Here is a 16,174-nt window from a genome sequence, read left to right as displayed (position 1 = left end):
GGGTGTCGATTGCTCCGGTGGGGAGCGCGGGTCCGGATAGCGTGCACCGTATGCGCGCCGGGCTCCTGGACACACCACACAGCGCCACCGGGTCACGGATGCCGGGCGGCTACTGGGGACGGCTGCTGCCCGTCCTCGCGGTACTCGTCGCCGTCACCCGGATCCCCTCCTTCGTACGGCCCCTGTGGAACCCGGACGAGGGCTATCTCGCCGTGCAGGCGCGGATACTCGCGGGCGGGGGAGAGCTGTACCGGACGGTCGTGGACCGCAAGCCGCCGCTCGTGCCGTGGCTGTACGAAGGCGCGTTCGCGGCGTTCGGCTCCGGGTCGCTGACCTCGGTCAGGGTGCTGGCGGTGGTGGCCCAGCTGGCGACCGCCGTGCTGCTGGCCTCCCTGGCCCGGCGCCGCTGGGGCGACCCGGCCGGGCGCACGGCGGGCGTGCTGTACGCGCTGGTGTCGATCGGGCTCAACCCCGAGGACGCGCAGGCCGCCACCTTCGAGGTGTTCATGCTGCCCTGCACGGCCGCCGCGATGTGGTGCGCCGACCGGCGCCGCTGGGGTGCGGCCGGAGTCGCCGTCGCCTGCTCGTTCCTGGTCAAGCAGACCGGCGCGGCCGTCCTCGTCCCGGTGCTCTGGCTGCTGTGGCGCCACGCGGACCACCCCCGAAGGGACCTGCTGCGGACGGGAGTCGGAGCCCTCGTCCCCGTCGCGGCCGTGGCACTGCTCACCGACCCGGCGGGCCTGCTGTTCTGGACCGTCACCGGCTCGGGTGCCTACGCGTCCTTCACCGGCTCGGAACTCCACGTCCTGGGCCGGGGGGTGGTCAACGCGGCCGTCCTGGCGGTGGCCTGCGCGGGTCTGATCCCGCCGGTCGTACGGATGCTGCGGGTCGCCCGTACGGGCTCGGCCGACCTGTGGCTGTGGCTCGGCTCGTCGACGGCGGCCGTCCTGGCCGGCTTCCACTTCTTCGGCCACTACTACCTCCAACTCATTCCGCCCGTGGTGCTGTTGGCCACCGCGGGGCTGCGGATCCTGCCCCGCGAGCGCGCGCTGACCGCGGCCCTGACCTCGGCCTGCTGCTGTGCGCTGTTCCTGGCCTGGGGTCTGCTCGCGCCGCGCCCCGAACTCGCCCACTCCCAGCGGCTGGCCGCCGCCGTGGCCCACCGCACCCGGCCCGGGGACCACGTCCTCGTCTGGGGCATACACCCGGAGACGTACTGGCTGGCGGGCCGCGCCCCCGCCACCCGCTATCTGACCGCGGGCCTCCTCACCAACTACAGCGGTGGCCGCGACGGACCGGAGGTCGGCGAGAAGTACGCCGTCGAGGGCGCCTGGCCGGTGTTCCGGGCGGAGTTGACGGCCCGCCCGCCGGTCCTCGTCGTCGACGACTCCCGCGGCCGGCCGTACGCGCCGGACCGGGTGCCGTCGCTGCGCCGGCTGCTGGCCGCGGGGTACGAGGAGGCGGGCACCGTGGACGGGGCAGTGCTGTACACGCGTACGGACGCCCAGGACTGACCCCGCCGTCGCGCGCCGTCGCCCGCGCCGCGCAGGGGCGTCGTCAGGGAGCGCCGCGCCACGCACCGCGCCCACAGCGCCAACGGGCCGCCGGCGGGCCGCGTACGGGCGTCAGGCGCCATCGGGCGGGTGCCCGGGCATCGGGCAACCAGCAGGCCGCGTACGGGCGTCAGGGCGGCAGCGGGGACGTGTGCGGGATCAGGGTGCCAACGGTCCGCGTACGGGCGTCAGCGGGCCGCGCGCGGGCGGCAGGACGTCAACGGGGGACGTGTGTCACGTGGCAGGGCGTCGGCCTGAACCGTGCCCGGTCCGTGTGGTTCACGACCCGTCCCGTACCGCCCGTGGCCCCGTCACCTCGGCACCCGCCGCGGTGACCCTGCGCCGCAGTTCACGGTCCGCCGTGACGACCAGGCGCGGGCGGTCACGGGCCTCCTCCACCAGTTCCACGATGCGGTCGTCCCCGCTGCCGGGGGCGGCCTCGACCCGTACGCCCGCGACCGAGTCCACGCCCCTGGCCGCGCCCTCGACCACGAGGACGAGTTCCACGGGTCCGTCGTGGCCCGGCAACCCCTCCCGGGCGAGCCGGTCCCGCAGCCGTTCCGCGGCGCCCCGGCGGTCGCGCCACCAGCCGTCGGGCACGGAGCCGACGACGTTGGCACCGTCGATGATCACGAGCAGGCGGTCGTCCATGGGCCCAGGGTCGCACGCGCCGCCGTCGCTCACGGAAGGCGGCCGGGCCCCTGGCGAGGACCACAGGGCCCCGGCTTAGAGTGAACCGGTGAACGGCGAATGGCTCAGACGCGGTCGCGACGGCAGGCTCAGTGCGTACCTGCTGTCGGATGCCGCCGTCCTCTGCCGGGCGGAGCGCGGGCCCGACGGTTCCTGGGACCCCGCGCGCACCGTCGGCGGCGACCAGCGCCTGCACTCCGTGCTCGCGCTCGGCCAGGGCGCCGACGGCTACACCCACCTCGTCTCCTGGCGGCCCACGGTGACCGGGGAGTCGGGGCTCGTCCACTCCACGCACTTCCGGCCCCGGCTGTCCGCCCTCGACTGGACCCCGATCGGACACCCCAACAAGAAGGGCGACCGGACCGGCGCCCCGGCCGTGGCGGTCGACGCCCGGGGCCGCGCCCATGTCTTCGTGCGCAACAAGGGTGGCGGGGTCAGCATGGCCGCCCAGAAGGAGAAGGGCGGCTGGGATCCGTGGCGCGACCTCAAGGGAAGCGCCGTACGGGAGGATCTGGCGGCCGTGACGGGGGAGTCGGGGCTCGTCGAGCTGTTCGCGGCGGTCCCGGACGGGATCCTGCACTGGCGCCAGGAGGAGCTGGGCGCGATACCGGTCATGGAGGAGGCGCTGGAGGCGTCGGTGCGCCCCGGCACCCTGCGGGCGCTCGCCACGTCCGCCGGGTCCAGCACGCTCTTCTACACCGACGAGGCGGGTGAACTGTGCGCCTGGCGGCCGGGTGCCAAGCCCGTCCCGCTGCTGTCGTCCGTCGGACCCGGTCCGGTGTCCGTCATCCGCTGTGAACTCGACGGCTTCGACTGCACGTTGCTCGCGCAGCGCTCCGCGAGCGGACGGATAGCGTTCGCCGCGTACCCGACCGAGCAGGAGTCGGCGGGGGCCTGGTGGACCGAGTCGGGCCCCCGACTGCCCGCCGACGCGACGGTGTCGCTGGCGCAGGACGAGGAAGGGCGCGTGGTCGCGGCCGCCCTCACGCCGGGCACGGGGGAGCTGCTGCTGACCCGCCGCAAGGACGAGCCGGGCCTGGCCCTGGAGGCATGGCGCCCGGTCTGACCCCCCTTTCCCGCAGGCCCGAACGGCCTCGGCCTCGAACGCCGGATGCCGGGAGCGCCGGTCAGGGGGCGCGGGGAACGGCGCGCCCAGCCCCCACCACCCGCACCCGAGGGCCCGAACGGCCTCGGCTTCGAACGCCGGATGCCGGGAGGGCCGGTCAGGGGGCGCGGGGAACGGCGCGCCCAGCCCTACCACCCGCACCCGAGGGCCCGAACGGCCTCGGCCTCGGCCTCGAACGCCGGATGCCAGGAGCGCCGGTCAAGGGGCGCGGGGAACGGCGCGCCCAGCCCCCACCACCCGCACCCGAAGGAACGGACGGGGGCGGCGGCCGGCGCGAGCGCGAACGTCCAGGTGCCCCGCACACCGGGGAGGTGTACAGGGCACCCGGAAGAACAGCGGAGCGCCTACGCGGGGACGGAAGCCACGCCCGTCTCCAGGAACCGCTTCCCGTTCACACGCTCGGAGACACCCTCACGGTCCAGGTACGGAGTGAGACCGCCCAGGTGGAAGGGCCAGCCCGCGCCGGTGATCAGGCAGAGGTCGATGTCCTGCGCCTCGGCGACGACACCCTCGTCGAGCATGAGCCCGATCTCCTGGGCGACGGCGTCCAGGACCCGGTCACGGACCTGCTCCTCGCTGAGGACGACGTCGCCCTGCTTGAGGAGCGCGGCGACCTCGGGGTCGAGCTCCGGCTTGAAGCCGTTCTCGGCCGAGTACACGTAGAAGCCGCGCTTGCCCGCCTTGACCACGGCCGCGAGGTTCGCGGAGACCGTGAAACGGTCCGGGAAGGCCCGGTTGAGGGTCTCCGAGACGTGCAGGCCGATCGCGGGGCCGACCAGTTCGAGGAGGACCAGCGGGGACATCGGCAGGCCCAGGGGCTCCACCGCCTTCTCCGCGACCGCGACCGGGGTGCCCTCGTCGATGACGTTCTGGATCTCGCCCATGAAGCGGGTGAGGATGCGGTTGACGACGAACGCCGGAGCGTCCTTCACCAGGACCGCCGTCTTCTTCAGCTTCTTGGCCACGGCGAACGCCGTGGCCAGGGAGGCGTCGTCGGTCAGCTCGCCGCGCACGATCTCCAGGAGCGGGAGGATCGCGACGGGGTTGAAGAAGTGGAAGCCGACGACCCGCTCGGGGTTCTTCAGCTTCGACGCCATCTCGGTCACCGACAGCGAGGAGGTGTTGGTGGCGAGGATCGCGTGCGCCGGGGCGACCGCCTCGACCTCCGCGAACACCTGCTGCTTGACGCCGATCTCCTCGAAGACGGCCTCGATGATGAAGTCGGCGTCGGAGAAGCCCTCGGCCTTGTCCAGCACACCGGAGACCAGGGCCTTGAGGCGGTTGGCCTTGTCCTGGTTGATGCGGGACTTCGACAGCAGCTTGTCGATCTCCGCGTGGACATAGCCCACGCCCTTGTCGACGCGCTCCTGGTCGATGTCCGTCAGGACGACGGGTACTTCGAGGCGGCGCAGGAAGAGCAGGGCGAGCTGCGAGGCCATCAGGCCCGCGCCCACGACGCCGACCTTGGTGACCGGACGGGCCAGGGACTTGTCCGGGGCGCCGGCCGGGCGCTTGCCGCGCTTCTGCACCAGGTTGAACGCGTAGATGCCGGAGCGCAGTTCACCGCCCATGATCAGGTCGGCGAGCGCCACGTCCTCGGCGTCGTACCCCTTCTGCAGGTCGCCGTCCTTCGCGGCCTCGATGATCTCCAGCGCGCGGTACGCGGCCGGAGCCGCCCCGTGCACCTTGCCGTCGGCGATGAAGCGGCCCCGGGCGACGGCCTCGTCCCAGGCCTCGCCGCGGTCGATCTCCGGGCGCTCGACGACGATCTCGCCCTTGAGGACGGCCGCCGTCCACAGCAGCGACTGCTCCAGGAAGTCCGCACCCTCGAAGAGGGCGTCCGCGATGCCCAGTTCGTAGACCTGCTTGCCCTTGAGCTGCTTGTTCTGGTTCAGCGAGTTCTCGATGACGACCGTGACGGCCTTGTCGGCGCCGATCAGGTTCGGCAGCAGCGTGCAGCCGCCCCAGCCCGGGACCAGGCCGAGGAAGACCTCGGGCAGCGAGAAGGCCGGCAGGGCCGCGGAGACCGTGCGGTACGAGCAGTGCAGGCCGACCTCGACGCCGCCGCCCATCGCCGCGCCGTTGTAGTACGCGAAGGTCGGCACCCCGAGCGCGGACAGCCGCTTGAAGACCTCGTGGCCGCCCTTGCCGATGGCGAGCGCGTCCTCGTGCTTCTTCAGCAGTTCGACGCCCTTGAGGTCGGCGCCGACCGCGAAGATGAACGGCTTGCCGGTGACGCCCGCACCGACGATCTCGCCGGCCGCCGCCTCCTTCTCGACCTGGTCGATCGCGGCGTTCAGGTTCGCCAGCGAGGCCGGGCCGAAGGTGGTCGGCTTGGTGTGGTCGAAGCCGTTGTCGAGGGTGATGAGGGCGAAACGGCCCGCACCGAACGGCAGGTCCAGGTGTCGGACGTTCGCGGACGTCACGACCTCGTCGGGGAACAGCTCGGCCGCACCCTTCAGAAGCTCAGCGGTGGTGCTCACTTTTCCCCCTCGAAGTGCGGGTTCTCCCAGATGACCGTCGCGCCCATGCCGAAGCCGACGCACATGGTGGTCAGGCCGTAGCGGACGTGCGGCTGCTCCTCGAACTGGCGGGCCAGCTGCGTCATCAGACGGACGCCGGAGGAGGCGAGCGGGTGGCCGTACGCGATGGCGCCGCCGTACTGGTTGACGCGCGCGTCGTCGTCGGCGATGCCGTAGTGCTCCAGGAAGGCGAGGACCTGGACGGCGAAGGCCTCGTTGATCTCGAAGAGGTTGATGTCCTCGATCGTCAGGCCGGCCTGGGCGAGGGCCTTCTCGGTCGCGGGGATCGGGCCGTAGCCCATGACCTCCGGCTCGACGCCCGCGAAGGCGTACGAGACCAGGCGCATCCGCACCGGCAGGTCGTGCTCGCGGGCGAAGTCCTCGGAGGCGATGATCGACGCGGTCGCACCGTCGTTGAGACCGGCCGCGTTGCCCGCGGTGACCCGGCCGTGGACGCGGAAGGGCGTCTTCAGGTTCGCCAGGTTCTCCAGCGTCGTACCCGGGCGCATCGGCTCGTCGGCGGTGACCAGGCCCCAGCCCGTCTCACCGATCTCCGCGTTGGTGTTGCGCACCGAGACCGGCACCAGGTCCTGCTGGATCTTGCCGTTGGCGTACGCCTTGGCGGCCTTCTCCTGCGAGCGCACCGCGTACTCGTCGGCGCGCTGCTTGGTGATCGTCGGGTAGCGGTCGTGCAGGTTCTCGGCGGTCATGCCCATGAAGAGGGCGGACTCGTCGACCAGCTTCTCACTGACGAAGCGCGGGTTCGGGTCCACGCCCTCGCCCATCGGGTGGCGGCCCATGTGCTCGACACCACCGGCGATGACGGCGTCGTACGCGCCGAAGGCGATGGAGCCCGCGGTGGTGGTGACGGCGGTCAGCGCACCCGCGCACATGCGGTCGATGGAGTAGCCGGGGACCGACTGGGGGAGCCCGGCGAGGATGCCGGCCGTGCGGCCCAGCGTCAGACCCTGGTCACCGATCTGCGTGGTCGCGGCGATGGCCACCTCGTCGATCTTCTTCGGGTCGAGGCCCGGGTTGCGGCGCAGCAGCTCCCGGATGGCCTTCACGACGAGGTCGTCGGCGCGGGTCTCGTGGTAGATGCCCTTCGGGCCCGCCTTGCCGAACGGGGTGCGGACGCCGTCGACGAAGACGACGTCCCTGACGGTACGAGGCACGATGGCTCTCCTCCAGATGCGGGATGGCACTGCTGCGCGGCGCACACGCCTGAGCGCGCGCTCACCTCCCCATGCTACTTACGAGTAACCACCCTGCCCAGTCCCGGCGCCGGGAGCGGCGAACGTCACACGGGAGCGAGGTGGCGCGGGAGCCCCTTCGTGGGGCGTGGCTCGCGATCGGGACGGTCGCCCCCCTCCCGTGCAGGGGCCACCCGCCACGACGAGGGGCTCGTCCCTTTCGTCCGTGCCACCGTCCGGAGATCTTGGCGTGATATCGATGCCGCTGTTCCGGTTCGCGGGGCCCCTGGGGGCCCCTGGGGGCCGCCGGAGGCCGATTCCGGCACGTGCGGAGGCGGACGGTCGCACGGCGCGCACGGCGCGCTGGACGGCGTGCGTGCCCTGTGGGCGCCCCTGGGGGCGGGGTCGCGTGGCGCGCGGGTGGAGGGCGCCCACGGCGCGAAGAAGGCGGCCGGGTGCGTGGCGGCGCGAAGGGTCGGTGGTGGTGGACGGCCCCGCGCCCCGAAGGAGCGCGGGCCGATCTCCCGTGCGTCCCGGGCCGTCAGTCCTCGGCTGACAGCGAGGCCACCAGGACGGGCGTCACCTGTTCGACCTGCCAGGGCCGGGCACCGTACCCGGCGAGCGCGGCGGCCACGGAGTCCGCGTCCGGCGCCGTCGGGGGCTCCCAGCACACCCGCCGCACGGTGTCCGGGGTGATCAGGTTCTCCTGCGGCATGTTGAGCTGCTCGGCCAGTGCCGACACGGCGGCGCGCGCGGCGGAGAGCCGGGCGGCGGCGGCCGGGTCCTTGTCGGCCCAGGCGCGCGGCGGCGGCGGCCCGGTCACCGGCTGCCCCGGCTGCGGCAGCTCCGCGTCGGGCAGCGCCTTGGCGCGGTCCACGGCGGCCTGCCACTGCTCCAGCTGGCGCCGCCCCATGCGGTGCCCGTAGCCGTTCAGCGCGGACAGGGCGTGCACATTGGGCGGCAGGGAGAGCGCGGCCTCGACGATCGCCGCGTCCCCGAGGACCTTGCCCGGCGAGATGTCGCGGCGCTGGGCGACCCGGTCCCGGGTCTCCCACAGCTCCCGTACGACCGCCATCTGACGGCGGCGGCGCACCTTGTGCATCCCGGACGTGCGGCGCCAGGGGTCCTTGCGCGGCGGCGCGGGCTCGGCCTGGGCGATCGCGTCGAACTCCTGCTGGGCCCAGTCCAGCTTGCCCTGCCGGTCGAGCTCCTTCTCCAGGGCGTCGCGCAGGTCGACGAGGAGTTCCACGTCGAGCGCGGCATAGCGCAGCCACGGCTCCGGGAGGGGGCGGGTGGACCAGTCGACCGCGGAGTGCCCCTTCTCCAGGACGAAGCCGAGGACGCTCTCGACCATCGCGCCCAGGCCCACCCGGGGGAACCCGGCGAGGCGGCCGGCCAGCTCGGTGTCGAAGAGCCGCGTCGGCACCATGCCTATCTCGCGCAGGCAGGGCAGGTCCTGGGTGGCGGCGTGCAGCACCCACTCCGCCCCGGAGATCGCCTCGCCGAGGCCCGACAGGTCGGGGCAGGCGACGGGGTCGATCAGGGCGCTGCCCGCGCCCTCGCGGCGCAGCTGCACCAGGTAGGCGCGCTGGCCGTACCGGTAGCCGGACGCGCGTTCGGCGTCGACGGCCACGGGGCCGGATCCGGCGGCGAACGCGGCGATCACCTCGGCGAGCGAGGTCGCGTCGGCTACGACGGGCGGAATGCCCTCTCGGGGCTCAAGCAAAGGGATCGGCGCCGATTCGACGTCGTCCGGAGGGCCGCCTCCGGTGGTTCGCAGTGAGCTGTCTGCTGCGGTCTCTTGGGCGTCGGTCACCTGTCAAGGGTATCCGTGTATGGACTACGCCCGCCGACGGAACGTTCCGTCGACGGGCGTATGAGGGTCGTAAACCAGTCAGGTCGGTGAAAGATCATGTTCACGAACGGGTGGACGGGGTGCGGCTGAGCGTTCCCGTGCGCGGGGTCAGTGGATGATCCCCGTCCGCAGGGCCACCGCCACCATGCCGGCGCGGTCGCCCGTGCCGAGCTTGCGGGCGATGCGGGCTAGGTGGCTCTTGACGGTCAGCGCGGACAGGCCCATCGAGACGCCGATGGCCTTGTTCGACTGGCCCTCCGCGACCAGCCGGAGCACCTCGACCTCACGGCCGGAGAGCTCGCGGTAGCCGCCCGGGTGGCTCGGGGCACCCGGGGGGCGGCGGTGCATACGGGCGGCGGCCGAGCCGATGGGCGCGGCGCCGGGCCGGGTGGGGAGCCCGACGTTGGTGCGGGTGCCGGTGACGACATAGCCCTTGACGCCGCCGGCGAGGGCATTGCGTACGGCGCCGATGTCGTCGGCGGCGGAAAGGGCGAGGCCGTTGGGCCAGCCGGCGGCCCGGGTCTCGGACAGCAGGGTGAGCCCGCTGCCGTCGGGAAGGTGGACGTCGGCGACACAGATGTCGCGCGGGTTGCCGATTCGGGGGCGGGCCTCCGCGACGGACGACGCCTCGATGACGTCGCGCACACCGAGCGCCCAGAGGTGGCGTGTGACGGTGGAACGGACCCGTGGGTCGGCCACGACCACCATGGCGGTCGGCTTGTTCGGGCGGTAGGCGACCAGGCTTGCGGGCTGCTCGAGGAGAACGGACACCAGGCCTCCTGGGGTGCGGGACGGGACCGGCTCTGGGGATGAAGCCGGGACGAACCGTGCTTTCAAGGTCACAGACGTCTTCGGCACCAAACCCGTTCTCCTTTAGAGAATGATCACGATTTGGTGAGTAACAATCCGTGCAATTCGGACACGCGATCGATCATCCGAAGATCGAACCGAGTCGTTCCGTGTCACGACACGGCTGAAAGTGGCCGTATCGACAAAGCCTGGGCAACGGACCCGGAGGGGCGTTCGGTGCTCGTACGCCTGTCCGGGCGCGGCCCGCGCGCGGTTCGCGCACCGGCCCCGCACAAGAAAGTGCCGCCCGGCGTGGGGGCGGTGAGTGCTCGGCTGCCCGGAGCCGGGCGGAGGGGCGGAGGGGCGGGCGGCGAGGGGGAGGATGCGGGGAGCGGGCGGCGGGACTGCCGGGGGTGCGGTGAGCGGCTCGGTGAGTGCCTCGACGAGCGCTCACCGCCACGTGCTCAGCGCGACTGGGGGCCCCGGCGCTGCGGGAGCGTCACCACCGACGCGTCGCCCGGTCCGGCCGGCGGGAGGCCCGCGATCTGGCAGAGCAGATCGCACCAGGCGGCGAGATGCGCGGCCGTGTCCGGTACACCGCCCAGCCCCTCGCGCGGCGTCCAGGAGGCGCGGATCTCGATCTGGGACGCGGACGGACGCTCGGCCAGCCCCCCGAAGTAGTGCGAGCTCGCCCGGGTGACGGTGCCGCTCGGCTCCCCGTACGACAGGCCGCGGGCCTGTAGCGCGCCGGTCAGCCACGACCAGGAGACGTCCGGGAGCAGCGGGTCGGCGGCCATCTCCGGCTCCAGCTCGGCGCGGATCAGTGTCACCAGGCGGAAGGCGCCCTGCCAGGCCTCGTGCCCCGCCGGGTCGTGCAGGAGCACCAGCCGGCCGTCCGCGAGATCCTCGTCCTCGGCGACGACCGCGGCCTCCAGCGCGTACGAGTACGGGGCGAGGCGCTGGGGCGGACGCGTCGGGTCGATCTCGATCTCCGGCCGCAGCCGTGCCCCCTTCAGCGCGTCGACGGCGGCCCGGAACGGCAACGGAGCAGTCTCCTTCGCATCTTGGTCCCCCTCCTTGGCATCGTCCATTCCCCCAGCGCCGTCCGACAGTCGTCCCTGAGCCGCAGCCATGCGGGGAAGATTAAGGGGAACTGGGCCCGCGCGCAGGGAGAGACACCCGTGCGTGGGACCACTGTCCGGTTCGTGCCGCGCGAACCGGTCCGGTACGGGTACCGGGGCCGGGGTGCGCGTCCGTCGCGGAGCCCGGCACTTGCGGGCCCGCGGGGCGTGCGAGACTTTCCGTCGTGAGTGCCAATGACCGCCCCGCCGCGGGCCAGCCGCCGAAAGCCACGTACGAGTCCGCCTTCCTCAAGGCGTGCAGGCGCGAGCCCGTGCCGCACACGCCCGTGTGGTTCATGCGGCAGGCCGGACGCTCGCTGCCCGAGTACCTCAAGGTGCGCGAGGGCATCCCCATGCTGGAGTCCTGCACGCGGCCCGAGCTGGTCGCCGAGATCACCCTCCAGCCGGTGCGTCGGCACAAAGTGGACGCGGCGGTCTACTACAGCGACATCGTCGTCCCGCTGAAGGCCATCGGCATCGACCTCGACATCAGGCCGGGCGTGGGTCCGGTCGTCGAGAAGCCGATCCGCACCCGCGCCGACCTGGCACAGCTGCGCGACCTGACCCCCGACGACGTCTCGTACGTCACCGACGCGATCAAGCTCCTGACGGCCGAGCTGGGCGAGACGCCCCTCATCGGCTTCGCGGGCGCGCCCTTCACGCTCGCGAGCTATCTCGTGGAGGGCGGTCCGTCCAAGAACCACGAGCACACCAAGGCGCTGATGTACGGGGACCCGCAGCTGTGGGCCGACCTGCTCGACCGCCTCGCCGAGATCACCTCCGCCTTCCTCAAGGTGCAGATCGAGGCGGGCGCGAGCGCCGTGCAGCTCTTCGACTCCTGGGTCGGCGCCCTGGCGCCCGCCGACTACCGCCGCTCCGTGATGCCCGCGTCCGCCAAGGTCTTCGAGTCCGTGGCCGGGTACGGCGTCCCGCGCATCCACTTCGGCGTCGGCACCGGCGAACTGCTCGGTCTGATGGGTGAGGCGGGCGCGGACGTGGTCGGCGTCGACTGGCGTGTGCCGCTCGACGAGGCCGCACGCCGGGTCGGCCCCGGCAAGGCGCTCCAGGGCAACCTCGACCCGGCTGTGCTCTTCTCCTCGACCGAGGCCGTGGAGGCCAAGACCCGCGAGGTGCTGGATGCCGCCGCCGGTCTGGAGGGCCACATCTTCAACCTCGGCCACGGCGTCCTGCCCACCATGGACCCGGACGCGCTGACCCGGCTCGTGGAGCACGTCCACACCCAGACGGCTCGCTGACGCCTCACCAGCCGTGCCGCGCCTGCCTGCCCCACAGCAGGCTGCGCGGCTCCGGCGGCGGCGGGGTGCCCCTGCGCAGCGGCCAGGCCAGCACCATGCCCGCGAGGAAGCCGGCCACATGGGCCTCGTACGCGACGGTTCCGGCGGTGGAGACGCCGCCGCCGGACGAGTACACCGCCTGCAGCGCGAACCAGAAGCCCAGCACGAGCCAGGCGGGCAGCCGCAGCGGCAGGAAGACCAGGAACGGCACCAGGACCCACACCCTGGCTCTCGGATAGAGCACCAGGTAGGCGCCGAGCACCCCGGCGATCGCGCCGGAGGCACCGAGCAGCGGGTCCGACGAGCTGTCGTTGAGGAGCGCGAAACCGTATCCGGCCGCGTACCCGCACGCCACGTAGAACAGCGTGAAGCGCACATGTCCCAGGCGGTCCTCGATGTTGTTGCCGAAGATCAGCAGGAAGAGCATGTTGCCGAGCAGGTGCAGCCAACTGCCGTGCAGGAACATCGCGGTGAGGACGGAGAGCGGCGGCGACTTGTCGTAGTCCGGCGTGCTCACCAGGCAGCCGGGCCCGTGTGCGCCGGCCCCGACCTCACCGGTGGGCACCAGCCGCGACATCTGATGATGGATCAACTCCTGTGGCACCGCGGCGTAGTGGTCCAGGAACGCCTGCAGATGGCACAGCTGGGACAGCCCGCTGTCGCCCGCCACCGATCCGGCGAGGCCGGGGGTGTAGAGGAACACCAGGACATTGGCGGCGATCAGTGCGTACGTCACATAGGGCGTGCTGCGTACCGGGTTCACGTCATGGACGGGTATGACCACAAGGAAGTAGTGCCCTGGATGCGCCGCGGGTATCCGCACGTCCCCAGGCGGCACGCACGCGGTCACCGGCGGGGCGCGTGTCCCGGCTCGCGCTCCTGCCCGCGCCACTGAACGCTGTCGCGCCCCGGTGCGTATGTCTCCTCAACCGCCCGCGCCGCGACGCGGACGCGACCCGAGGAAGACGTGAGGACACAGGTGATGAACGACCGAGTTACTCCTCCGATGCACGCCCTGCCCGACGGTGAGGCGGAGATCGCCCTGGTGGTGCACCTCCCCTGGGAGGACGTGGCCGCGCTCGGCCAGGAGGCCGGACGGCTCGCGGCGCGCCTGCAGCGTCCGGTGACCCTCGACGAGGCCGTGAGCCACCGGCTGCGCTCCGTACGGTCGGCGGCGCACGCGAAGCCGCCCACCACGCCGCCCGCGGCCGTCACCGCCGCGGGCTCCGTCTCCTCGCTGCCCGCGCGACCGCCGGCCGAGCAGGCACGGCAGGCCATAGACCGCATCAACCAGAACGCCGGTCACGAATCCGCGTAGGCGTGCGACAGAGGCGTCGGTCACGGGTCGGCGAGCGGTGCCACGGGACGACGACGAGGGCGGCCGCCGGTCGCGCCGTCGGCCGCGCGTGGCCGGTCGCGCGGTACCCGCGGCCCTACTGGGCGCCTCGCCGCACCGCCGTGACCGCCTTGCGCGCCGCCACCAGGATCGGGTCCCACACCGGTGAGAACGGCGGGGCGTAGCCCAGGTCCAGGGCCGTCATCTGTTCCACGGTCATGCGCGCGGTCAGCGCCACCGCGGCGATGTCGACGCGCTTCGCGGCGCCTTCGCGGCCGACGATCTGCACGCCCAGCAGCCGTCCGGTGCGGCGCTCCGCGAGCATCTTCACCGTCATCGAGGCCGCGTTCGGGTAGTAGCCCGCGCGGCTGGTCGACTCGATGGTGACCGTCTCGAACTGGAGGCCCGCCCGGCGCGCGTCCTTCTCGCGCAGCCCCGTGCGCGCGATCTCCAGGTCGCAGACCTTGCTCACCGCGGTGCCCACCACACCGGGGAAGGTGGCGTATCCGCCGCCCACGTTGCTGCCGATGACCTGCCCGTGCTTGTTGGCGTGGGTGCCCAGCGCGATGTGCCGCTCGCTCCCCGACACGAGGTCGAGGACCTCGACGCAGTCGCCGCCCGCCCAGATGTTCCCGTGTCCGCGCACCCGCATCGCCAGATCGGTGAGCAGCCCGCCGTGGTCGCCCAGCGGCAGCCCCGCCGCCCCGGCGAGGGTGGTCTCGGGGCGGACTCCGATACCGAGCACCACCACGTCCGCCGGGTACTCCGCGTCCTGCGTGGCGACCGCCCGGACCCCGTCGGCGCCGGTGACGATCCCGGTCACCGCGGCGTCGTCGACCATGGTGATGCCCAGACCCGACATGGCCTGGCGCACCAGCCGTCCCATGTCCGGGTCGAGCGTCGCCATCGGTTCGGCGCCACGGTTGACGACCGTCACCTCGTACCCGCGGTTGATGAGCGCCTCGGCCATCTCCACGCCGATGTAACCGGCGCCGACGACCACCGCGCGCCGGCCGCGCGTCGTGGCCAGCGTTTCCAGGAGCGCCTGGCCGTCGTCGAGGGTCTGCACCCCGTGCACGCCGGGAGCATCCATTCCCGGCAGGTCCGGCCGGACCGGACGGGCGCCGGTCGCGATCACGAGTTTGTCGTACGACGTCCACGCCTCCGCCCCGGACTCCAGGTCCCGCGACCGCACGCGGGCGCCCGCGACATCGATCTCCGTGACCTCGGTGCGCATCCGCAGGTCGATGTCCCGCTCCCGGTGCTCCTGCGGCGACCGTGCGATCAGCTGGTCCGGCCCGGAAACGTCGCCACCCACCCAGTACGGGATGCCGCAGGCCGAGTAGGAGGTGAAGTGGCCGCGCTCGAACGCGACGATCTCCAACTCGTCGGGGCCCCGCATCCGGCGCGCCTGCGACGCGGCGGACATGCCCGCCGCGTCGGCGCCGATGACGACCAGCCGCTCCCTCGCCCCACCGGTCCCGCCCGTGCTGCCGGCGGCGTTCGTCGCGCTCGTACGGTTCATGCTCATGCGAACACGCTACGGGGGCCCGCTCTTTCAGGCGTCCTTGCCACCCTCCCCGCGCACCGGCGGCGCCGCCGGAAGCGAACCGGCGCCCGACGCGGCCGGTGCCGAGGCCTGACGGCGCGGCAGCCGGGAACGTCCGAACCGCAGCCACAGCACCACGAGCAGGGCCGCGCAGGCGGCGAACGGGAGCACCGCTCCCAACACCATCGCGATCCAGCGCAGCGTCGTGACGAACGCGTCCCAGCCACCCGCGAGGGCGTCCACGAAGCCGGGCTCCCCGGCCTTCTCCTCGGCCTTGCGCACCGGCGTCTCGGAGAGGGAGAGCGTGATCGTGGCCAGGCTGGTGCGGTCCTTCAGCGACGACTGCCGCGCGAGCAGCGCCTCGAGATCGGCCTCGCGGCTGCTCAGCTCCCCCTCCAGGGCGACCACGTCGCTGAGCTTGGCCGCCCGGTCCATCAGCCCGCGGACCCGGGCCACACTGGCGCGCTGCGACTTGATACGGCTCTCCACGTCGACGACCTGGTCGGTGACGTCCTGCGCCTTGGCCGTCCGCTCCAGGATCTTCCCCGCACCGCCCAGGTCGGCGAGCACCTGGTCGTAGCGGTCGGTGGGCACCCGCAGCACGACACGGGTGCGCTCGTGGCCCCGGCCGTCCCGGGTGGTCGTCTCGTCACCGACGAAACCGCCCGCGCCGGTGGCCGTGACCCGGGCCTCGTCCAGGGCCTTCGGGACGTCCTTGACCTGCACGGTCAGGAACGCCGTACGGATGATGCCGCTCGTGTCCAGCCTGGGCGCGGTGGCGGCCCGGGAGCCGCCCGCGCCCGAGGCGGCACGGTCCGAGGCGGCACCGTCCGCGGCTCCGGGGGCCGCCTCCTTGGCACCCGGGCCGGCCTTCCGGTCCCCCGACGCCGCCTTGTCGGCGCTCGACGCGCCACCGTCACCGGCGGCGCCGCACCCCGCCAGCGCGAGGGAGGACACGAGCAGGACACCGGCCAGGGCCCGGCCGGTTCGTACGCGGCGTACGGAACGTGGTGTGCGCATGTGGGACTACCCCCGGGGTTCGTGACGGATGCTGTCTCTTCGACGCCGGGACCCGGCAGGACGTTGGGGTGCTCCGGTCCCGAAGAGGTCACGGTCGGGACTCGTACCGGACACCGGGGCCCGGC

General features: G+C 72.9%; 13 protein-coding genes. 4 read left to right on the top strand and 9 right to left on the bottom strand.

Annotation, left to right across the window (positions count from 1 at the left end):
• Positions 1-50 precede the first annotated feature (50 nt).
• Positions 51-1,514, top strand: a complete 1,464-nt coding sequence (locus OG199_RS12325; protein ID WP_405829502.1) for an ArnT family glycosyltransferase — start codon at positions 51-53, stop codon at positions 1,512-1,514.
• Between the two features lie 318 nt (positions 1,515-1,832).
• Here the strand turns inward: OG199_RS12325 and OG199_RS12320 are convergent, their stop codons facing one another.
• Positions 1,833-2,204 carry an NTP pyrophosphohydrolase gene (locus OG199_RS12320; protein WP_401801347.1) on the bottom strand — a complete coding sequence of 124 codons (372 nt, stop codon included), beginning with the start codon at positions 2,202-2,204 and terminating at the stop codon, positions 1,833-1,835.
• Positions 2,205-2,292: 88 nt separating this feature from the next.
• Here OG199_RS12320 and OG199_RS12315 point away from each other — a divergent pair, with 88 nt between their 5' ends.
• Positions 2,293-3,309 (top strand): hypothetical protein, encoded by a 1,017-nt coding sequence (locus tag OG199_RS12315; RefSeq protein WP_401801346.1) that lies wholly within the window; start codon positions 2,293-2,295, stop codon positions 3,307-3,309.
• Between the two features lie 404 nt (positions 3,310-3,713).
• On the opposite strand, the gene OG199_RS12310 is transcribed toward OG199_RS12315, so the two are convergent.
• The 5 genes from OG199_RS12310 to OG199_RS12290 all read right to left on the bottom strand — a co-directional run bounded on the left by OG199_RS12310 (position 3,714) and on the right by OG199_RS12290 (position 10,819).
• Positions 3,714-5,852, bottom strand: coding sequence for a 3-hydroxyacyl-CoA dehydrogenase NAD-binding domain-containing protein (locus OG199_RS12310; protein WP_356798676.1), 2,139 nt, complete (start codon positions 5,850-5,852; stop codon positions 3,714-3,716).
• Positions 5,849-7,066 (bottom strand): acetyl-CoA C-acyltransferase, encoded by a 1,218-nt coding sequence (locus OG199_RS12305; protein ID WP_266702458.1) that lies wholly within the window; start codon positions 7,064-7,066, stop codon positions 5,849-5,851. Before OG199_RS12305 ends, OG199_RS12310 begins: the two co-directional genes overlap by 4 nt.
• Positions 7,067-7,625: 559 nt before the next feature.
• Positions 7,626-8,900 carry a ribonuclease D gene (locus OG199_RS12300; protein ID WP_356798672.1) on the bottom strand — a complete coding sequence of 425 codons (1,275 nt, stop codon included), beginning with the start codon at positions 8,898-8,900 and terminating at the stop codon, positions 7,626-7,628.
• A 147-nt stretch (positions 8,901-9,047) separates the two neighbouring features.
• Positions 9,048-9,710, bottom strand: a complete 663-nt coding sequence (locus tag OG199_RS12295) for a response regulator transcription factor (RefSeq protein WP_019073943.1) — start codon at positions 9,708-9,710, stop codon at positions 9,048-9,050.
• A 482-nt stretch (positions 9,711-10,192) separates the two neighbouring features.
• A complete protein-coding gene (locus tag OG199_RS12290; protein WP_356798670.1) occupies positions 10,193-10,819 on the bottom strand; it encodes a DUF3000 domain-containing protein in 627 nt (208 codons plus the stop codon).
• Positions 10,820-11,034: 215 nt separating this feature from the next.
• Here OG199_RS12290 and hemE point away from each other — a divergent pair, with 215 nt between their 5' ends.
• Positions 11,035-12,105 carry a uroporphyrinogen decarboxylase gene (hemE, locus tag OG199_RS12285; RefSeq protein WP_401801340.1) on the top strand — a complete coding sequence of 357 codons (1,071 nt, stop codon included), beginning with the start codon at positions 11,035-11,037 and terminating at the stop codon, positions 12,103-12,105.
• A 4-nt stretch (positions 12,106-12,109) separates the two neighbouring features.
• On the opposite strand, the gene OG199_RS12280 is transcribed toward hemE, so the two are convergent.
• A complete protein-coding gene (locus tag OG199_RS12280; RefSeq protein WP_405834511.1) occupies positions 12,110-12,928 on the bottom strand; it encodes a rhomboid family intramembrane serine protease in 819 nt (272 codons plus the stop codon).
• Positions 12,929-13,126: 198 nt separating this feature from the next.
• Between OG199_RS12280 and OG199_RS12275 the strand changes: the two genes are divergently transcribed.
• A complete protein-coding gene (locus OG199_RS12275; RefSeq protein WP_356798666.1) occupies positions 13,127-13,462 on the top strand; it encodes a hypothetical protein in 336 nt (111 codons plus the stop codon).
• A gap of 115 nt (positions 13,463-13,577) precedes the next feature.
• Here OG199_RS12275 and OG199_RS12270 read toward each other — a convergent pair whose 3' ends face one another.
• Complete coding sequence (locus OG199_RS12270) at positions 13,578-15,011, bottom strand: FAD-dependent oxidoreductase (RefSeq protein WP_405829498.1); 1,434 nt, start codon at positions 15,009-15,011, stop codon at positions 13,578-13,580.
• A 27-nt stretch (positions 15,012-15,038) separates the two neighbouring features.
• On the bottom strand, positions 15,039-16,049 hold the full coding sequence (locus OG199_RS12265; protein ID WP_405829496.1) for a DUF4349 domain-containing protein: 1,011 nt from the start codon (positions 16,047-16,049) through the stop codon (positions 15,039-15,041).
• Positions 16,050-16,174: the final 125 nt, after the last annotated feature.

This window comes from Streptomyces sp. NBC_01176, from assembly GCF_045039825.1.
Taxonomy (GTDB): domain Bacteria; phylum Actinomycetota; class Actinomycetes; order Streptomycetales; family Streptomycetaceae; genus Streptomyces.
The sequence above is the reverse complement of the archived record's forward strand: the minus strand, read 5'-3'. Positions and strand labels throughout refer to the sequence as shown.

Excerpts from the sequence above, each read along its gene's own strand:
- OG199_RS12325 (WP_405829502.1), top strand. The coding sequence starts at position 51 with ATGCGCGCCGGGCTCCTGGACACACCACACAGCGCCACCGGGTCACGG.
- OG199_RS12320 (WP_401801347.1), bottom strand. The coding sequence starts at position 2,204 with ATGGACGACCGCCTGCTCGTGATCATCGACGGTGCCAACGTCGTCGGC.
- OG199_RS12290 (WP_356798670.1), bottom strand. The coding sequence starts at position 10,819 with ATGGACGATGCCAAGGAGGGGGACCAAGATGCGAAGGAGACTGCTCCG.
- OG199_RS12275 (WP_356798666.1), top strand. The coding sequence starts at position 13,127 with ATGAACGACCGAGTTACTCCTCCGATGCACGCCCTGCCCGACGGTGAG.
- OG199_RS12270 (WP_405829498.1), bottom strand. The coding sequence starts at position 15,011 with ATGAGCATGAACCGTACGAGCGCGACGAACGCCGCCGGCAGCACGGGC.
- OG199_RS12265 (WP_405829496.1), bottom strand. The coding sequence starts at position 16,049 with ATGCGCACACCACGTTCCGTACGCCGCGTACGAACCGGCCGGGCCCTG.